17 protein-coding genes and 1 pseudogene are annotated in these 17,043 nt (G+C 64.3%); 12 read left to right on the top strand and 6 right to left on the bottom strand.

What is annotated here, in order from left to right; translation table 11 throughout:
* Positions 1-25: 25 nt before the first annotated feature.
* From HAP54_RS17355 to HAP54_RS17345, 3 genes are all read left to right on the top strand, one after another.
* Complete coding sequence (locus HAP54_RS17355; protein WP_166302049.1) at positions 26-1,489, top strand: DEAD/DEAH box helicase; 1,464 nt, start codon at positions 26-28, stop codon at positions 1,487-1,489.
* A 24-nt stretch (positions 1,490-1,513) separates the two neighbouring features.
* On the top strand, positions 1,514-1,807 hold the full coding sequence (infA, locus tag HAP54_RS17350; RefSeq protein WP_016842649.1) for a translation initiation factor IF-1: 294 nt from the start codon (positions 1,514-1,516) through the stop codon (positions 1,805-1,807).
* Between the two features lie 266 nt (positions 1,808-2,073).
* Positions 2,074-2,286: a cold-shock protein gene (locus HAP54_RS17345; RefSeq protein ID WP_016842648.1), complete on the top strand. Its 213-nt coding sequence runs from the start codon at positions 2,074-2,076 to the stop codon at positions 2,284-2,286.
* Between the two features lie 180 nt (positions 2,287-2,466).
* Here the strand turns inward: HAP54_RS17345 and HAP54_RS17340 are convergent.
* From HAP54_RS17340 to HAP54_RS17320, 5 genes and pseudogenes are all read right to left on the bottom strand, one after another.
* Positions 2,467-3,101 (bottom strand): annotated as a pseudogene (locus tag HAP54_RS17340) (TadE/TadG family type IV pilus assembly protein).
* The gene (locus HAP54_RS17335) at positions 3,092-3,652 is read right to left on the bottom strand and encodes a TadE/TadG family type IV pilus assembly protein (RefSeq protein ID WP_166302046.1); all 561 of its coding nucleotides are present in this window, start codon (positions 3,650-3,652) and stop codon (positions 3,092-3,094) included. The pseudogene HAP54_RS17340 and the gene HAP54_RS17335 overlap by 10 nt, the downstream one beginning before the upstream one ends.
* A gap of 172 nt (positions 3,653-3,824) precedes the next feature.
* A complete protein-coding gene (locus HAP54_RS17330) occupies positions 3,825-4,331 on the bottom strand; it encodes a pilus assembly protein N-terminal domain-containing protein (protein WP_166302043.1) in 507 nt (168 codons plus the stop codon).
* Between the two features lie 170 nt (positions 4,332-4,501).
* Positions 4,502-5,974, bottom strand: a complete 1,473-nt coding sequence (locus HAP54_RS17325) for a hypothetical protein (protein ID WP_166302040.1) — start codon at positions 5,972-5,974, stop codon at positions 4,502-4,504.
* 24 nt (positions 5,975-5,998) lie between these two features.
* A complete protein-coding gene (locus HAP54_RS17320; protein ID WP_166302037.1) occupies positions 5,999-6,829 on the bottom strand; it encodes a sterol desaturase family protein in 831 nt (276 codons plus the stop codon).
* Positions 6,830-7,112: 283 nt separating this feature from the next.
* Here HAP54_RS17320 and HAP54_RS17315 point away from each other — a divergent pair, with 283 nt between their 5' ends.
* From HAP54_RS17315 to HAP54_RS17275, 9 genes are all read left to right on the top strand, one after another.
* Positions 7,113-7,277 (top strand): Flp family type IVb pilin, encoded by a 165-nt coding sequence (locus HAP54_RS17315; protein WP_016842642.1) that lies wholly within the window; start codon positions 7,113-7,115, stop codon positions 7,275-7,277.
* Between the two features lie 172 nt (positions 7,278-7,449).
* Positions 7,450-7,974: an A24 family peptidase gene (locus HAP54_RS17310; protein WP_166302034.1), complete on the top strand. Its 525-nt coding sequence runs from the start codon at positions 7,450-7,452 to the stop codon at positions 7,972-7,974.
* Between the two features lie 127 nt (positions 7,975-8,101).
* On the top strand, positions 8,102-8,896 hold the full coding sequence (gene cpaB / locus HAP54_RS17305) for a Flp pilus assembly protein CpaB (RefSeq protein WP_166302031.1): 795 nt from the start codon (positions 8,102-8,104) through the stop codon (positions 8,894-8,896).
* Between the two features lie 2 nt (positions 8,897-8,898).
* Positions 8,899-10,383: a type II and III secretion system protein family protein gene (locus HAP54_RS17300; RefSeq protein ID WP_175619798.1), complete on the top strand. Its 1,485-nt coding sequence runs from the start codon at positions 8,899-8,901 to the stop codon at positions 10,381-10,383.
* An 8-nt stretch (positions 10,384-10,391) separates the two neighbouring features.
* On the top strand, positions 10,392-11,141 hold the full coding sequence (locus HAP54_RS17295) for a CpaD family pilus assembly protein (RefSeq protein ID WP_166302028.1): 750 nt from the start codon (positions 10,392-10,394) through the stop codon (positions 11,139-11,141).
* Positions 11,138-12,406, top strand: a complete 1,269-nt coding sequence (locus HAP54_RS17290) for an AAA family ATPase (RefSeq protein WP_166302025.1) — start codon at positions 11,138-11,140, stop codon at positions 12,404-12,406. Before HAP54_RS17295 ends, HAP54_RS17290 begins: the two co-directional genes overlap by 4 nt.
* Positions 12,407-12,430: 24 nt before the next feature.
* The gene (locus HAP54_RS17285; protein ID WP_029077760.1) at positions 12,431-13,894 is read left to right on the top strand and encodes a CpaF family protein; all 1,464 of its coding nucleotides are present in this window, start codon (positions 12,431-12,433) and stop codon (positions 13,892-13,894) included.
* 11 nt (positions 13,895-13,905) lie between these two features.
* On the top strand, positions 13,906-14,883 hold the full coding sequence (locus HAP54_RS17280; protein ID WP_166302022.1) for a type II secretion system F family protein: 978 nt from the start codon (positions 13,906-13,908) through the stop codon (positions 14,881-14,883).
* 9 nt (positions 14,884-14,892) lie between these two features.
* On the top strand, positions 14,893-15,867 hold the full coding sequence (locus tag HAP54_RS17275) for a type II secretion system F family protein (protein WP_166302019.1): 975 nt from the start codon (positions 14,893-14,895) through the stop codon (positions 15,865-15,867).
* Between the two features lie 335 nt (positions 15,868-16,202).
* Here HAP54_RS17275 and HAP54_RS17270 read toward each other — a convergent pair whose 3' ends face one another.
* Entirely contained in the window at positions 16,203-17,000 is a 798-nt protein-coding gene (locus HAP54_RS17270) for a tetratricopeptide repeat protein (protein WP_166302016.1), read from the bottom strand.
* Positions 17,001-17,043 lie beyond the last annotated feature (43 nt).

Raw genomic sequence — 17,043 nt, 5'->3', positions numbered from 1 at the left:
CGCCTTCAAGCGATTCCGGCCGAAATTGGACCGGGACGACGACGGCTTTTATGGAAAGAACCACCTTTTGACCTCCTTTCAGGATTTCGGCCTCGCCGAACCCATCGCCCGCGCGCTTCGTGAAGAGAACTATCTCACACCGACCCCCATCCAGGCCCAGACCATCCCACTCGCACTTGCCGGCCGCGACGTCGTCGGCATCGCCCAGACCGGCACCGGCAAGACCGCATCCTTCGCGCTGCCGATCCTGCACCGGCTGCTCGAGAACCGCATCCGTCCGCAGCCCAAGAGCTGCCGCGTGCTGGTGCTCTCGCCCACCCGCGAGCTGTCCGGGCAGATCCTCGACAGCTTCAATGCCTATGGCCGCCACCTCCGGCTGTCCTCGGCGCTCGCCATCGGCGGCGTCCCGATGGGCCGCCAGGTCCGCAGCGTGATGCAGGGCGTCGAGGTGATGGTCGCCACCCCCGGCCGCCTGCTCGATCTCGTGCAGAGCAACGGACTGAAGCTCAACCAGGTCGAGTTCCTGGTGCTCGATGAAGCCGACCGCATGCTCGACATGGGCTTCATCAACGACATCCGGAAGATCGTCGCCAAGCTGCCGATCCGGCGGCAGACGCTGTTCTTCTCGGCCACCATGCCCAAGGACATCGCCGAACTCGCCGAAGCGATGCTGCGCGACCCCGCCCGCGTGGCGGTGACGCCGGTGGCCTCGACGGTCGACCGGATCGCCCAGCGCGTGATCCAGGTCGATTTCGCGGCCAAGCCGGCGATTCTCGCCCAGTTGCTGAAGCAGGAACCGGTCAATCGCGCCCTGATCTTCACCCGCACCAAGCATGGCGCGGACAAGGTGGTGAAAGGCCTGGAGCGAGCCGGCATCAGCGCCAATGCCATCCACGGTAACAAGTCGCAGAACCACCGCGAGCGTACGCTGGCGGCGTTCCGCACCGGCGAAATCCGTACACTGGTGGCGACCGATATCGCCGCCCGCGGCATCGACGTCGACGGCATCAGCCATGTCGTGAATTTCGACCTGCCCAACATCCCGGAGACCTATGTCCACCGCATCGGCCGCACCGCGCGCGCCGGGGCCGACGGGGTCGCGATCTCGCTGATCGCGGGTGCCGAAGAGATGGGCTATTTGCGTGACATCGAACGGCTGATCCGCGTCACGCTGCCGCGGGAAGACCGTCGCACGCCGGGCAGCAACCACGAAACCGCACCGGCTCAGGCGCCCCACCCGCACCGGGGTGGCCGTTCTGCGCCACGCGCGCATAATGTCCGTGGGAAGAATGAGACGGCTCCAAGTGGAAAAGGGCCTCGCCGCCGCCGCCGTCCAGGTGGTAATAATGGCGCGCCGCAGACGAGCCGGGGCGAGTCGCCGCGTCCGTCGCAGGCCGGCAACAGCGAAGGCATCCAGGGCGTCGCCTTCTTGCATCGCGAGAGCCGGCCGAATCCGCAACCCAACCGCAACAACCGACCGAAGCACTAGCCGTCGCTCGATCTGGAGAACCATATGGCTAAGGAAGAGCTGATCCAGTTCGAAGGACTGGTGACCGAAATCCTCCCCGACGCTCGTTACCGGGTACAACTCGATGCCGGACACGAGATCGTCGCCTACACCGCCGGCAAGATGAAGAAAAACCGCATCAAGACGCTGGCCGGCGACCGCGTTACGATCGAAATGTCGCCCTACGATCTCGAAAAGGGCCGCCTGATTTTCCGCCACAAGGACGAGCGTCCGAGCGGCGCGCCCGGCGGCCCGCCGCGGGGCGGAGCGCAGCGCGGCGGCCAGTTCCGCCGCCGATAAACAAGGTTTGCAACTGCTGCGCGCATGACATCCTGATGTCCTGCGCAGCAATGGCCGGCGCCTGCGCCGGCCAAAAAATCGCGCACGTCAGGATTGTTTTGAAGCCTTCTATCGAATAATATCCTACCCATCGATTTTCGGCCGGACGACATTAGCCAATACCGGTACAGCCGGTTCAGACGCTGACGACCCTTCCAAAAATTCGATCTCACCACCCCGCCGATCAGCGGGTCTTGAACTTGTATATCTGAGAAGGGACTACCCACGTGAGCATGGGAACCGTGAAGTGGTTTAACGCGACCAAGGGCTACGGCTTCATCCAGCCGGATGAAGGCGGGAACGACGTGTTCGTGCACATCAGTGCAGTCGAGCGCGCCGGCCTTGGCACTCTGCGTGAAGGCCAGAAGATCTCCTACGAGATCGTGGCTGACCGCCGTTCCGGCAAATCCTCGGCCGACAATCTGCGCGCCGCCGGATAAGCCGATTTCCCGGAAGCGCGAAGCTCCAGGAAATTGTCGTCAAAGCATCAAGGGCCGCACCTCCGGGTACGGCCCTTTTTGTATGGATCGCGGGCCCGCAGCCCACTTCGCTCGAAAACGCTTCTAGATTTTGACGCGTTTTCTTCACGCGAACCGGTGCCCACTTCGCTCGAAAACGCTCTAGTAAGTCGTGCAGGCGTTCGACGCGGTGGCCGACGTCGAGGAATAGTTCACGCACAGCGACTGCCGCGGCCTGGTATACGCGACGTCGCTGAGATTGATGCCGCTCTTGGCCATCACATAGCCGATCGTCGGAACGTATTTGTAGCTGACTTCACTGAAGATCAGATAGGTGCCCGCAATGAGCAGCGACGCCGGGACCAGGCTCGTCACCACATCACCCTGACTGCGCGCGGAGGCCGTCACCGTGGCTTGCGTGGCACCGCTGGCGATCGTTCCCGCATCCGCGCGATATTGGAGTTGTCGACGTAGATTTCCGACAATGTGATTTTGGTCGGCGACGGATCGTACGGCGTCATGATGCCGACGGCGGCGCTGAAGAAGTTCTGCAGGTCGGTGTCGACCACCGCCGTTGCCTGTGAGGTCAGATCCGACGCGGCGCGCGCCATCAGCGTGACCTTGCGGTCGACCGCGACGCCGGATGAGAACTCGACGGTGCCGAAGAACATCACCAGCATCAGCGGCACGATGAAGGCGAACTCGACGGCGGCGAGGCCACGGCGGTCATGGCCGAGGGCGGCGACGGAACGCAGCAATGCCGCAGCTAAGGTTTTCACGACTTTGCTCATGAGCATGTGGCTCCGGAGGTGCCGGAGGGCTCGTTCTTGAACGTCGCGGTCGCGGTCAACAGCCGCTTGCCGTTGGAGAGGTTGGCGACGTTGAAGCCGAGCTTGGTGACGAACAGCGGCCACTGATAGTACAGCCGGACAACCACGACGTCGCCGTCCTTGCCGGGACACCATTTCGTGGCCGGAATGAACGCATTGCTGGAGTCGATCGGCGGCGTGATGTTGACGCTGCTGAACGAGGAATAACTGCGCACGTCGACAAATATGCCGTTGGTGCAATCGAACAGCGCGCTGACCCGGCCGCAGACGTAGTCCTTGAACTGCTGCTGGGTGTAGCTCAGGCCCTGGGCCTGACCGGTCATGACGAAGCGGGCCGAATCCTGCGTCACCGTCTCGAGCACCTGGCTGGCAAGGAAGATCATTGCCACTTCGATGATCGCGAACAGCAATCCGAAAAACAGCGGTGCGACCATCGCGAATTCGACCGCGGTCACGCCACGGCGATTTCGGCGAAAGCGGCGGAGCAGGCCTGCGAAGGAACGAGCGGGCAGCGGCATCAACGACCCCGGATCAACATGGCAGCAACAACTACCCCAAGACTCATTGTCGAAGTGTTTCGCCGGATCGAGACAGAGTGCCCCGATCCGTTAGGTCTTGCTTAACCATGTCGAACGAACGGCACCCGATCGGCCACGGCCCCGGCGTGAGTGGCGCCGGAGCGGACACGTGCTAGTTCTGCGGTTTCGCTCCCGCGCCCGGGCCGGAGGCCTGGGTGTTGAGCGTACCGGCCTGGTCCATGGTCGACTTGAAATAGACGTCGCCGTCGCCGAGCGTGATGCGGCGCTGACAGACCGGCATGCAGCTGTAGGTCTCGCGATCGACGCCGCGATAGACGGTGACGAGCTGATCGGTCGGGCCTTCGACCTGGATCTGGCGATCCACCAGCACCTGACCGGTGCGGTCGAGCGCGATGAAATTGGTTGCGCCGTAGCCCTTGCCGGTCACGACGACAACACCGCCATTCTGCAGGGTGACATCGGCAATCAGGGGATTGCCGACCACGATCGTGGCAATGCCTCCGGGCAGCTTGACGAGCTTGGCCTGATCGACATTGACCGCGATCCGGTCGGGATCGGGCGCAGCCGTTGCGAACGCGGGCGACAGCAGCACGGCTGCGGCCAGCGAGATGAATCCAATGCGCGTGACGGCGCGAATACGATGGGACTGAAACGACATATTGTACCCCGGGACGTTAACAGGCCGGCAAAAGCGATACGCAGCGGACCGGCGCCCGACGCAGGCGAATCTGACGGCAATTCATTTAAGAAGCGCAAATATCGAGCGCCGAATTGCGCGGATGTCACGACTTCCGGAGCGGATCGGCCAGCGGCCTTGGAATCTCGCGCCTATCCCGCAGGGCGCGCGGCCGCCGCCTCGCCGCCCGTACGCACATGGATCACCACGCAATCGTCGGCGTAGAGGCGCTGCCATCCATCGATATGATCGAGAAATCTGGAGGCAGGCGTCGCCGGGTCGAGCATCACCGCATCGATGTCGTAGGTCTTGAGCAGATCGAAGAAGCCGTCGACGTCCTTGAGCTGGAGCGCGCGGTAATAGGCCATCTCGAACGTCTCGCCGTAAAGCTCGGCACGCCCGTCGACGAACACCGGCACCTGACGCCAGATCAGATATCCGCCGAACTGCAGATCGTTGAGCACGCGCCGGGCATTGTGCGCCTTCAGCGCGTCAACGGCAGCAGCGGGCGAATGGATCGGCGGCGGCGCGATGTTGCCCCGTGCCGCAACGAACCAGGTCGAGGCGCACAGCGCGACGATGAATATCGTAGTCGGCGCAGCCTTCAGCCGGACAATGCTCGCGGCACGCAGATCGAACTGGGTCGCCACCGGCATCAACGCAGCCAGCGGCAGCAGCAGGGCGAACAGCTCGAGATTCCTGACATGGGACAGCGCCATGTGCAGCAGGCCCAGCACCAGGGCGATCCGCGGCAGCGGCAGCCTCACTCCGCAATAGAGCGCCCCGCCGATCAGGCCGAGAATGGATAGCTCGAATGCATCGATGTGGCTGAAGTTCGCCGGCATCCACTCCGCAATCAGATGCAGCAATTCGCCGAGGCTGAGAATCTTCAAGGAGGCAAGGAGCGAACCCCATCCGTAGGGGGTCGCGCAGCACGCGGCCAGCGCGCCGATACCGAATGCCGTCCAGCACAGTGCCAGCGGCAATCTTTGCGCGGGCGCGGCATTCCACATCGCGTCGAGCGCAAAGGCGCCGAGAAGCACCAGGCCGAACAGAAAGCCGCCATGCAAATTGGCCCAGAGCGCGATCAGCGGCAGCAGCCAGAACGAGGGGGCCTCGCGGCGTTCACTGGCGACCATCAGGCCGTTCGCCCAGACCATCATGATCGGCAGCACCAGCACATGCGGACGGGCCAGCAGATGCCCGCATGTCAGCACCAGCGCCGTCAGCGCGACCAGGCTCGCATAGATCGCCGGCACCGCGCGGCTGAGAATGGCGGTAAGCAGCGCGAAGGTGGCGGCACCACAGGCCGCGGTCAGCGCCGCGGGACCGGTCCACCCGGCAAGATCATAGGCCTTCGCGAACAGGACCTGCGCCAGCCAGGACGACGACATCCATGGCTGACCTGCCTTGGTGAACGAATAGATATCGACCGACGGCAGCGCGCGATGGTCGAGGATCCAGCGGCCGACCGCGATCTGCCAGTAGGTGTCGGAATCGGCGAGCAGCCTGTCGCCGACGATCAGCAGCAGCGCATAGACGCCGCACGCCATCCAGAACCAGGCCGGGACCTCGGCGAATGCAGAGGTCCTCGCATGCGGGATGGTTGCGGTCTCAGCACTCATGCGGGCACGGGCCGGACAACGACGTCAATGCCGGAACGGATAGGCCAGCTGTCCGCCGATCTCGGCCGGCACGCCCTGCTCGGCGTCGACGCCGTAATCCTCCGGAAGCTTGCCTTCGGGCATGCGGAACGTCCCGAACAGGATGTCCCAGAGCGGAAACGTGCCCGCGAAATTGGTGTCGCCGCCTTCCTCGAGCGCGGTGTGATGCCAGCGATGAAACACCGGCGTCGCGATCACATATTTGAACGGGCCGAGTGTCCAGTTCAGGTTGGCGTGGACGAAGGCCGAATGGAATGTGGTGAACGGGCCGACCCACAGCATGATGTTCGGTGAGATGCCGGCCATCAGCAGAATCACGTCGACCGTGATCGTGCCGATCAGGAGATTGACGGGATGGAAGCGCGCCGCCGAAATCCATTCGAGGTCTTCGGAGGAGTGATGAATGGCGTGGTACTTCCAGAAGCCGCCGCCGTGAAACATCCGGTGCAGCCAATACAGCATGAAGTCCGAGGCGACCAGGAAGCCGATCGACTGCAGCCAGAGCGGAAGCTGCGACAGCGGGCCGTGCCCGTTCTCGTAGAACGCGATGAGATCGTCGGCGCTGTGCACGTTGAAGACCGCGGCCGCGCCGACCACCAGGAGTCCGATGCGCAGCACGCGGGCGAACACCGGCACGAAGAACCAGTAGCAGATGTCCATGACCAGCTCACGCTTCTGCCACCATGGCTTGCCGGGATTGCAGGCCCAGAAATGGGTCAGCACGCTGAAGAACAATGCGAGGCCGATCGTGATCGGCACCACCCTCATCATCGTCTGGCCGAGCATCTCGATGACTTCAAGCGGAAGGGTGGACATGACAGCCTCATTCTACGGAAGCCTCATGGGTATAGATGTGCGCTTAAGGAGCCGTGAATAGACCCCGGCCGCGGCCGGCCTCGGCAACAATCTGCAATTTTGGCGAGCCGCTTAATTCCAAATTTACTTTGCGCAACAACAGCGGGTTCCCCCGGAGTTTATGCGATCAAATTAACTGCACCGAAATCGTCGAACCGTAGGGTGCCGCCATGGTCACGGTGCTGAGAACGCCGGCCAGACCAAACCTAGTTCGACCAGCCACGTGTACACAGGAGTGAATTCTATGAAGAACCTCGTTTCGCGCTTCGTGAAGGATGAGTCGGGCGCGACCGCCATCGAATACGGCCTGATTGCGACCGGCATCGCCATCGCGATCATCGCTGCGGTCAACGGCGTCGGCACGAAACTCTCGGGTACCTTCAACTCGATCTCGGGCTCGCTGAAGTAAGCCGGTTCCGACGAGTTCGCATCAAAGGTCCCGGCAACCCCGGGACCTTTGCTATTTGTCGAGCTCCAATAGCCGGCCGCCTTCGAAGCAGCCGGCAGTCCTTTCCCGATTGTTCACCAATGGCCGCTAGCGTCGGGTCTCGACCGCAGCTCCAGCTTGACGGCATGAATCCATGATCCTCGACATCGCACGCTTGATGCTGTTTCCGGCCCTGATGGCTTTCGCGGCGGCGAGCGATCTCCTGACCATGACGATCCCGAACCGGATCTCGCTGGCACTGGCGGCCAGCTTCTTCGTGATGGCGCCGCTGACCGGGATGGGCGTCCACGACATCCTCACCCATGCCGGCGCAGGCGCGCTGGTGCTGGTGGTGGCGTTCGGCATGTTCGCGATGGGCTGGGTCGGCGGCGGCGACGCCAAGGTCGCGGCCGCGGCCAGCCTGTGGTTCGGGTTCGAGCATCTGCTGCCTTATCTGGTGTTCGCGTCGCTGTTCGGCGGTGCACTGACCGTGCTGCTGTTGCAGCTCCGGCAATGGCCCCTGCCCTACCCGCTGGCGTCCCAGGCCTGGCTCAGCCGGCTGCACGACAAGCAGACCGGAATTCCCTACGGCATCGCACTCGCCCTCGGCGCCCTGCTGATCTATCCCGAGACGGACTGGATCAAGACGATTGATCTCGCGCACTTAGCGATGCGCTGAGAAAGCAGCGGTAACCGCCCGTTAAGGCGATTTAGATACGCCTCATTAACCATGCTTTGACGAATAGCTGGTCAACTCCCATCACGGCGGCGGCAGCGTCGCGGCGTCATGTGGAAAGTGAAGCGTAATGGATAAGGCCCGCATTCTGGTCCTGGCAATTGCAGGCTGCGCCGGCCTTGCGGCGCTCTATTTGGCAAGCGGAGGCGACGACAAGCCGGCGGCGCCTCCCCCGGTCGCGCAGCTGCCCACCGTCGACATCCTGGTCGCGAAAGCCGACATCGGCCTCGGCCAGGCGGTGAAGCCCGAGGATCTGCAGTGGCAGACCTGGCCGGCGGCGACCGCCAGCGCCAGCTTCATGCGCAGGGACAGCAACGCTGAAGCCATCAAGGACGTCACCGGCTCGATCGCGCGTGCCCCCTTCATCCAGGGCGAGCCGATTCGCGAGCAGAAGCTCGTCAAGGCGGAGGGCAGCGGCTTCATGGCTGCGATCCTGCCAACCGGCATGCGGGCAGTATCGACCGAGATCTCGCCGGAGACGGGCGCCGGCGGCTTCATCCTGCCGAATGACCGGGTCGACGTCCTGCTGTCCAAGCGGGACAAGAATCCCGACCGCAACGGCGCCGACATCGTCAATTCCGAGGTCATCCTGACCAATATCCGGGTGCTCGCGATCGATCAGGCACCGAAGGAGAAGGACGGCACCAACGCGCTGATCGGCAAAACGGTGACGCTGGAGCTGAAGCCCGAGCAGACCGAGACGCTGGCGCGCGCGCGCCAGAGCGGCATCCTGTCGCTGGCGCTGCGCAGCATCGTCGACGTCAACGCGACCGACGTCAGGACCGACGACAACCCCCAAAAGCGCGGTGAGACGATCAACGTCATCCGCTTTGGCGTTGCCAACCAGGCAACGATGCAGAAGTGATCATGAGGACAGACGTGATGAAGGGCGGGGCAACTCAACGGACGATGCGGGCCTACATGGTCCGCGCATTGTCGTTCTCGGCGGTCGCAGCGCTCACGCTCAACCCGGCGCTGACGCCGGTGGTGGCGAGCGACTACCGCGCCGCCGCGCCCCCTGCCGCGGCCGATGGTCAAATGAACGCCCGTTTCCTTGCGCTCGGCGTCGGCAAATCGGTGGTGATCGATCTGCCCAGGGACATCAAGGACGTTCTGGTCGCCGATCCGAAGATCGCCAACGCCGTGGTCCGCTCGGCGCAACGCGCCTACATCATCGGCGCGACGGTCGGCCAGACCAACATCGTGTTCTTCGATGCCGCCGGCCAGCAGATCGCGGCCTATGACATCGCGGTCAAGCGCGACCTCAACGGTGTCCGTGCGGCGCTTCGTCAGGCGATGCCGAATTCCGACATCCAGATCGAGGGCGTCGGCGAGGGCGTCGTGCTGACCGGCAGTGCGGCGAGCCCGGTCGAGGCGCAGCAGGCCGGCGAGATGGCCGCCCGGCTGGTCGGCAGCACCGACAAGGTCGTGAATTCCATCACGGTTCGCGGCCGTGACCAGGTGATGTTGAAAGTCACGGTTGCCGAAGTCTCGCGCAGCCTGATCAAGCAGCTCGGCATCGACCTCACCGCAAATCTCAACTACGGCACAGCGGTGGTGAAATTCGCCAACGCCAACCCGTTTACGGCGAACAACGCAGCGCTGGTGCCCAACAACGCCATCACCACCTCGTTCGGGTCGGCGCCCTCGGTCTCCGCAACGATCCGCGCCATGGAAAGCGCCGGCGTCGTCCGCACGCTCGCCGAGCCGAACCTGACCGCGATCTCAGGCGAATCAGCCACCTTCATCTCCGGCGGCGAATTTCCAATTCCAACCGGCGTGACCTGTCAGACCACGACGAGCGGCGCGATCGGACAGTGCGTTCAGACCGTCAGCTTCAAGAAATTCGGCATTTCGCTCAACTTCACGCCGGTGGTGCTGACCGAAGGTCGGATCAGCCTGCGCGTGATGACGGAAGTGTCGGAAGTCTCGACCGAGAACTCGCTGACCGGCGGTGCGAACGGAACGACGATCCCTTCGATCAAGACCCGCCGCGCAGAGACCACGCTGGAAATTCCCTCGGGCGGCTCGATGGCGATGGCCGGCCTGATCCAGGACCAGACCAAGCAGGCGATCAACGGCCTTCCCGGGCTGTCGACGCTGCCGGTGCTCGGCACGCTGTTCCGCAGCCGCGACTTCGTCAACAACCAGACCGAAATGATGGTGCTGGTGACGCCCTATATCGTTCGCGCGGTGGCGCAGAAGGACCTGTCGCGTCCGGATGACGGTTTCGCCAATGCGTCGGATCCGCAGGCCGACCTGCTGGGCAGCATCAATCGCGTCTACGGCGTGCCGGGCCGCACCGAGCCGGCGCGGAATTACCGCGGCACCTACGGCTTTATCACGGACTGAGGCGGACGATGACACAGACCACATCCAGGACACCCGCCGGTACCAAGCGCCCGATCGCTATCGCAGCGGCGCTCGTCGGCCTTGCCGTGACGCTCGGCGCCTGCCAGCACGCCGCCGACAACAGTTTCGCGATGGACGCCCCCGCCGACTATCGCCAGCGTCATCCGATCTCGGTGACCGAGGCTGATCGCTCGATCGTGGTGTTCGTCGGCCGCAGCCGCGGCGGCCTGACCGCGGATCAGCGCGCCTCGGTGATGGAGATGGCAGGGGACTGGATGCGCGAGGGAACCGGCGCCGTGACGATCGACGTGCCGGTCGACACGCCGAACGCCCGGCCCGCCCAGGAATCCCTGCGCGAGATCCAGGCCACCTTCGCCGCCGCCGGCGTGCCGCCCCGCGGGATGCTGGTTCGCAAATATCACCCCGACGATCCGCGGATGATGCCGGCGATCCGGGTGAACTATCCAAAGATGAAGGCCACCGCGGGGCCGTGCGGCCTCTGGCCGGACGACCTCGGCCCGTCGATCCACAACAGGGCCTACATCGAGAACCAGCAGTACTACAATTTCGGCTGCGCCAATCAGCGCAACCTCGCCGCCATGGTCGAAAACCCGTCTGACCTCGTGCAGCCGCGCGCGGAGACCCCTGCCTACACGTCGCGTCGCAATATCGCCTTCGACAAGTATCGCAAGGGCACCACCACCGCCACGACGTATCCCGAGTCCGACAGGGCCAAGCTAAGCGATACAGGAAAATGATCACCTACGCGCAGCAAAACTCCGAAGAGCAGCCGGACGCCACGTCGCAGGCCGTGGACGACCATATTGCTCCGGCGCCACGGGTTTCGGTTCAGGCGTTCTGCGAAACGGTCGAGACCGCCGCCGCCGTACAGTCGGCCGGCGAGGATCGCCGGCTGGCCAAGGCTCACCTCAAAATCCAGATGGGCGGCATGGCCGCCGCCGTCGAGGCCTATCGCTCGGCGCCAACGCCCAACGTCATCATCCTCGAGACCGAGGGCCGCGGCGACATCCTGACCGGCCTCGATCAGCTCGCCACGGTCTGCGATGCCGGCACCCGCGTGGTCGTGATCGGGCGCGTCAACGACGTCACGCTGTATCGCGAGCTGGTGCGCCGCGGCGTCAGCGACTATGTGATCGCGCCGGCCCATGCAATCGACGTGGTGCGCGCGGTCTGCAACCTGTTCTCGGCGCCGGAAGCCAAGGCGGTCGGCCGCATCGTCGCCGTCGTCGGCGCCAAGGGCGGCGTCGGCGCCTCGACGATCGCCCACAATGTGGCCTGGGCGATCGCCCGCGATCTGGCGCTGGATTCCGTGGTCGCCGACCTCGACCTCGCGTTCGGCACCGCCGGCCTCAACTACAACCAGGATCCGGCGCAAGGCATCGCGGACGCCGTGTTCTCGCCGGACCGCGTCGATACCGCCTTCGTCGACCGCCTGCTGTCGAAATGCACCGACCATCTGAGCCTGCTGGCGGCGCCGGCCACGCTCGACAAGGTCTACGATTTCGGCGCCGAAGCGTTCGATGCGATCTTCGATACGCTGCGCACCACGATGCCCTGCATCGTGCTCGACGTGCCGCACCAATGGTCCGGCTGGACCAAGCGCGCATTGATCGCGGCCGACGACATCCTGATCGTGGCGGCGCCGGATCTCGCCAATCTGCGCAACGCCAAGAACATGTTCGACCTCCTGAAGGCGTCCCGGCCCAACGACCGCGCGCCGCTGTACTGCCTCAACCAGGTCGGCGTGCCGAAACGACCGGAGATCGCCGCGGGCGAATTCGCCAAGGCGATCGAGAGCCAGCCGATCGCCATAATCCCGTTCGATCCGCAGATCTTCGGTTCGGCCGCCAACAACGGCCAGATGATCGCGGAAATTTCCGCCAATCACCGCGCGGTCGAGATGTTCCTGCAGATGGCGCAGCGGCTGACAGGCCGCGGCGAGACCAAGAAGCCGAGGGGGTCCTTCCTGTCGCCCCTGCTCGAAAAGCTGCGGTCCAAATAGTGGCCCGCGTGGAGTCAAGACGTCGTGTTTGGTAAGCGTAGCGGAAACGATGGGGACGTGCGGGCACCCAAGCCCGCCTTTCAGGCGCCGGAGCCCGCCGGCGCGCCGCCGATGGCGCGCGAGTCCGTCGCGCCCACGATCTCGTCGCCGCCGCTGGCCCCGGCCAAGCCACCGCCGGCCCCAATCGTCGAAGCCCGCCGCTCGGACAACTATTATCAGGTCAAGGCGACGATCTTCGGCGCCCTGATCGAGGCGATCGACCTTGCCCAGCTCGCCAAGCTGGACAGCGAGTCGGCGCGCGAGGAAATCCGCGACATCGTCAACGAGATCATCGCGATCAAGAACATCGTGATGTCGATCGCCGAACAGGAAGAGCTACTCGACGACATCTGCAACGATGTGCTCGGCTACGGACCGCTGGAGCCCTTGCTGTCGCGCGACGACATCGCCGACATCATGGTCAACGGCGCCGGCACCGTGTTCATCGAAGTAGCCGGCAAGATCCAGCGCACCGGCATCCGCTTTCGCGACAACCAGCAGCTGCTCAACATCTGTCAGCGCATCGTCAGCCAGGTCGGCCGGCGCGTCGACGAATCCTCGCCGATCTGCGATGCCCGCCTCGCCGACGGCTCGCGCGTCAATGCCATCGTACCGCCGCTGGCGATCGACGGGCCTGCGCTGACCATCCGCAAATTCAAGAAGGACAAGCTGACGCTGGACCAGCTCGTCAAGTTCGGCGCGATCACGCCGGAAGGGGCGACCATCCTGCAGATCATCGGCCGGGTCCGCTGCAACGTGATCATCTCAGGCGGTACCGGCTCCGGTAAGACCACGCTGCTGAACTGCCTGACCAACTATATCGAGCACGACGAGCGCATCATCACCTGCGAAGACGCCGCCGAACTCCAGCTGCAGCAGCCGCATGTGGTGCGGCTGGAAACCCGGCCGCCGAACATCGAGGGCGAGGGCCAGGTGACGATGCGCGAACTGGTGCGCAACTGCCTGCGTATGCGCCCGGAGCGGATCATCGTCGGCGAAGTCCGCGGACCCGAGGCGTTCGACCTGTTGCAGGCGATGAACACCGGCCACGACGGCTCGATGGGCACGCTGCACGCCAACAATCCGCGCGAAGCGCTGTCGCGCTGCGAATCCATGATCACGATGGGCGGCTTCTCGCTTCCGTCGCGCACCATCCGCGAGATGATCTGCGCCTCGGTCGACATCATCGTGCAGGCTGCGCGCCTGCGCGACGGCTCGCGCCGCATCACGCACATCACCGAGGTGATGGGCATGGAAGGTGACACCATCATCACCCAGGATGTCTTCCTCTACGACGTGGTCGGGGAAGACGCCAACGGCAAGATCATCGGCAAGCACCGCTCGACCGGCATCGGCCGGCCGCGCTTCTGGGAGCGTGCGCGCTACTACAATGAAGAGAAGCGGCTCGCGGCGGCGCTCGACGCCTCCGACGCGCCGGCGCCGGTCTAGGAGAACGCAGGATGCAGACGCAAACCCTTGCCCTGGCCTTCCTCGCCGCCACGACCGTGGGCGGCATCGCCTGGGTCTTCCTTTATCCCTACCTGTCGGGAGAGAAGAAGGCCGAGTCGCGCCGCGCATCGGTGGCGCGCAGCGAGCCTGCAGCAGCACGAAATGTCGACCGCACGCAACGCTCGCGCCGCGAGCAGGTCGAGGGATCGTTGAAGGAGCTCGAGGCGCGGCGGCAGAAGGACAGGAAAGTCCCGCTTGGCATGCGCATCTCGCAGGCCGGACTGGAATGGTCCGAGCAGAAATTCTGGATCATCTCCGGTGCCCTCGGTCTGTTCGGATTCGGCGCGGCATTTCTGGCCGGCGGAGGCATGCTCGGCGCGGCCGGCATCGGGTTTGCCATGGGTCTCGGCGTACCGCGCTGGCTGCTCGGCTGGCTGAAGAAGCGGCGGGAGAAGGCCTTCCTGAAGGCGCTGCCCGACGCCGTCGACGTCATCGTGCGCGGCATCAAGGCCGGCCTGCCGCTGTTCGAGTCGCTCAAGGCGGTCGTCAACGACGCGTCGGAGCCGTTGCGCAGCGAGTTCCTCGCGATCATCGAGACCCAAGCGATCGGCATGCCCCTCGGCGAGGCCTGTTCCCGGCTCTATGAGCGCATGCCGCTGCCGGAAGCAAACTTCTTCGGCATCGTGATCGCGATCCAGCAGAAGTCCGGCGGCAACCTGTCGGAAGCGCTCGGCAATTTGTCCAAGGTACTGCGCGACCGCAAGAAGATGGCCGAGAAGATCCAGGCGATGTCGATGGAAGCCAAGGCCTCCGCCGCCATCATCGGCTCGCTGCCGCCGATCGTGATGATCCTCGTGTTCCTCACGACGCCGGACTACATCGCGCTGCTGTGGACCAACTCGATGGGCCAGCTGATGCTGGTCGCCTGCGCCGTCTGGATGTCGATGGGCGTGCTGGTGATGAAGAAGATGATCAACTTCGATTTCTGACGGTGCAGCATGATTGATTTCCTTATCGCCAAGCTCCACGACGTCAGGTTCATGACCATGCTGCTTGCCTTCTTCGCGGCAAGCGCGACGGTCTACACACTGGTGATGCCGCTGCTCGCCGGCGGCGATCTCGACAAGCGCATGAAGGCGGTCGCCAGCGAGCGCGAACGTCTCCGGCAGCGCGAACGCGATAGGCTCTCCAAGTCGGAGAAGGTGACGCTGCGGCAGACGCCGAAGCAGGCCGTCTCCAGGATGGTCGATGACCTCAACCTCACCAAATGGCTAGCCCAGGAAGCGGCGCTCGACAAGCTGGTAATGGCCGGCTATCGCGGCCACGCCCCGTACGTCTATTTCCTGGCAGCCCGCGCGGCGACGCCGGTCGTGATGCTGCTCGCCGCGATCATCTATACGTTCTTCATCGCCGGCGCGACCTGGTCGCTCACGCTGAAGATCGGCATTTGCGTCGGCGCGGCCTATGCCGGCCTCCAGGCCCCGATGCTGTTCCTGAAGAACGCGATCTCCAAGCGCCAGCTCCAGATCAAGCGCGCTTTCCCTGATTCGCTCGACCTGCTGCTGATCTGCACCGAGTCGGGCATGTCGGTCGAGGTCGCGTTCCGCAAGGTCGCCAACGAGATCGTCGGACAGTCGGTCGCGCTGTCGGAGGAATTCGCGCTGACGACCGCGGAATTGTCCTACCTGCAGGACCGCAGGACTGCCTACGAGAATTTGGCGCGCCGCACCGGGCTCGAGGGCGTGAAGTCGGTGTGCATGGCCCTGCAGCAATCCGAACGCTACGGCACGCCGCTCGGCCAGAGCCTGCGCGTGATGGCGCAGGAAAACCGCGACATGCGCATGAACGAGGCCGAGAAGAAGGCCGCCTCACTGCCGCCCAAGCTGACCGTGCCGATGATCCTGTTCTTCCTGCCTTGCCTGTTCATCGTGATTCTCGGGCCGTCCTACATCAAGATCGCCACGATGCATTGAGCGGCTCCGCCGCGCCGACCGCCTTCTCCTTCCCCCTGAAAAGGGGGAAGGCCGGGATGGGGGTCTGCCGCAGACGACGCTGCATGCGGAGAGAGCAGATTCCCACCCGCTTTGCTCTGGCGAGCAAAGCGACCTCCCCTTTTCAAGGGGAGGTTTGCAGTACGCATAGCCCGAATAAAGGTCTGCCTTCCCCTTCCCCCTGAAAGGTGGAAGGCCGGGATGGGGGTCAGCCACAGGCGACGCTGCCCGTGGAGAGAGATGATCCTCACCCGCTTTGCTCTGCGAGCAAAGCGACCTCCCCTTTTCAAGGGGAGGTATGGAAGTTGCCGTGTTGGTTAGTCATCCTTGGCGACGACAGGGGCGGCGCGCGATGCGGTTCGCGGCCCGTCCTTGCGGTTCAGCATGTCGCGGAGATAGGCGACGTTGGCCGCCGCCTCGTCTGCCGGCAGGTCGGCCTTGACGATGGTTTCGGCCTCCGCGAAGCGGCCCTGAAGGCCGACTACGAGCGCAAGGTTCTGCCTGATACGGGTGTCGGCGCGGGCGCTGGCATAGGCCTGGCGCAACGTCTCTTCCGCTTTCGGCAATTCCTTTGTCAGCATGTAGGACAGGCCGAGATTGGACAGCACCGACGGCTCGTCCGGAGCCAGCCGCAGCGCGCTTGCGTAATAGCGCCGCGCCTCCTCGTGCCGGTTCATCTTGTCGAGCGTGGTTCCCTGCACCGACAGTATCCGCCAGTCCGGATTATCCGGGCTGTGGGCGCGGCTCAGCACGTCGAACGCGGCCTGCGAATTGCCGTTGTCGGCCAGCGCGCGGCCATAGGCGGCGAGCAGCGTCTTGTTGCCGGGATTGGCGATCGTGGCCTGCTCCAGCATGGCGCAGGCCTGCGAGCGCTGCCCGCTCATGCGCAACGCCTGTCCGTAGGCGATCGCGGCGTCGACATCCTTGGGATTCTTGCGATAACGCTCGCCGTAGACTTCGGCGGAACGGCGCGGATCATCGGGCATCGGATCCGACTTGGACGCAATCGATCCCGTCACATCGGACATGGTCTGGCAGCCGCCAAGGCCAGCGGCGAAGACCGCCACGAGGGCTGCGGAAGCAAGATGCCGGGTCAAGTTGGACTGTCGACGCATGGCACTGTGACTCACGAAATCAGGCGAATGGATCCAGCCGAGC

The organism is Bradyrhizobium sp. 2S1, assembly GCF_011516625.5.
In the GTDB taxonomy this organism is placed as follows: Bacteria; Pseudomonadota; Alphaproteobacteria; order Rhizobiales; family Xanthobacteraceae; genus Bradyrhizobium; species Bradyrhizobium septentrionale.
This window is presented reverse-complemented; position numbering and strand designations above follow the sequence as displayed.

Bases quoted from the DNA above. Each gene is read 5' to 3' on its own strand.
- HAP54_RS17315 (WP_016842642.1), top strand. From the start codon at position 7,113: ATGAAGAACCTCGTTTCGCGCTTCGTGAAGGATGAGTCGGGCGCGACC.
- HAP54_RS17330 (WP_166302043.1), bottom strand. From the start codon at position 4,331: ATGTCGTTTCAGTCCCATCGTATTCGCGCCGTCACGCGCATTGGATTC.
- HAP54_RS17320 (WP_166302037.1), bottom strand. From the start codon at position 6,829: ATGTCCACCCTTCCGCTTGAAGTCATCGAGATGCTCGGCCAGACGATG.
- HAP54_RS17300 (WP_175619798.1), top strand. From the start codon at position 8,899: ATGAGGACAGACGTGATGAAGGGCGGGGCAACTCAACGGACGATGCGG.
- infA (WP_016842649.1), top strand. From the start codon at position 1,514: ATGGCTAAGGAAGAGCTGATCCAGTTCGAAGGACTGGTGACCGAAATC.
- HAP54_RS17310 (WP_166302034.1), top strand. From the start codon at position 7,450: ATGATCCTCGACATCGCACGCTTGATGCTGTTTCCGGCCCTGATGGCT.
- HAP54_RS17280 (WP_166302022.1), top strand. From the start codon at position 13,906: ATGCAGACGCAAACCCTTGCCCTGGCCTTCCTCGCCGCCACGACCGTG.
- HAP54_RS17295 (WP_166302028.1), top strand. From the start codon at position 10,392: ATGACACAGACCACATCCAGGACACCCGCCGGTACCAAGCGCCCGATC.
- cpaB (WP_166302031.1), top strand. From the start codon at position 8,102: ATGGATAAGGCCCGCATTCTGGTCCTGGCAATTGCAGGCTGCGCCGGC.
- HAP54_RS17290 (WP_166302025.1), top strand. From the start codon at position 11,138: ATGATCACCTACGCGCAGCAAAACTCCGAAGAGCAGCCGGACGCCACG.
- HAP54_RS17325 (WP_166302040.1), bottom strand. From the start codon at position 5,974: ATGAGTGCTGAGACCGCAACCATCCCGCATGCGAGGACCTCTGCATTC.
- HAP54_RS17335 (WP_166302046.1), bottom strand. From the start codon at position 3,652: ATGCCGCTGCCCGCTCGTTCCTTCGCAGGCCTGCTCCGCCGCTTTCGC.
- HAP54_RS17275 (WP_166302019.1), top strand. From the start codon at position 14,893: ATGATTGATTTCCTTATCGCCAAGCTCCACGACGTCAGGTTCATGACC.
- HAP54_RS17270 (WP_166302016.1), bottom strand. From the start codon at position 17,000: ATGCGTCGACAGTCCAACTTGACCCGGCATCTTGCTTCCGCAGCCCTC.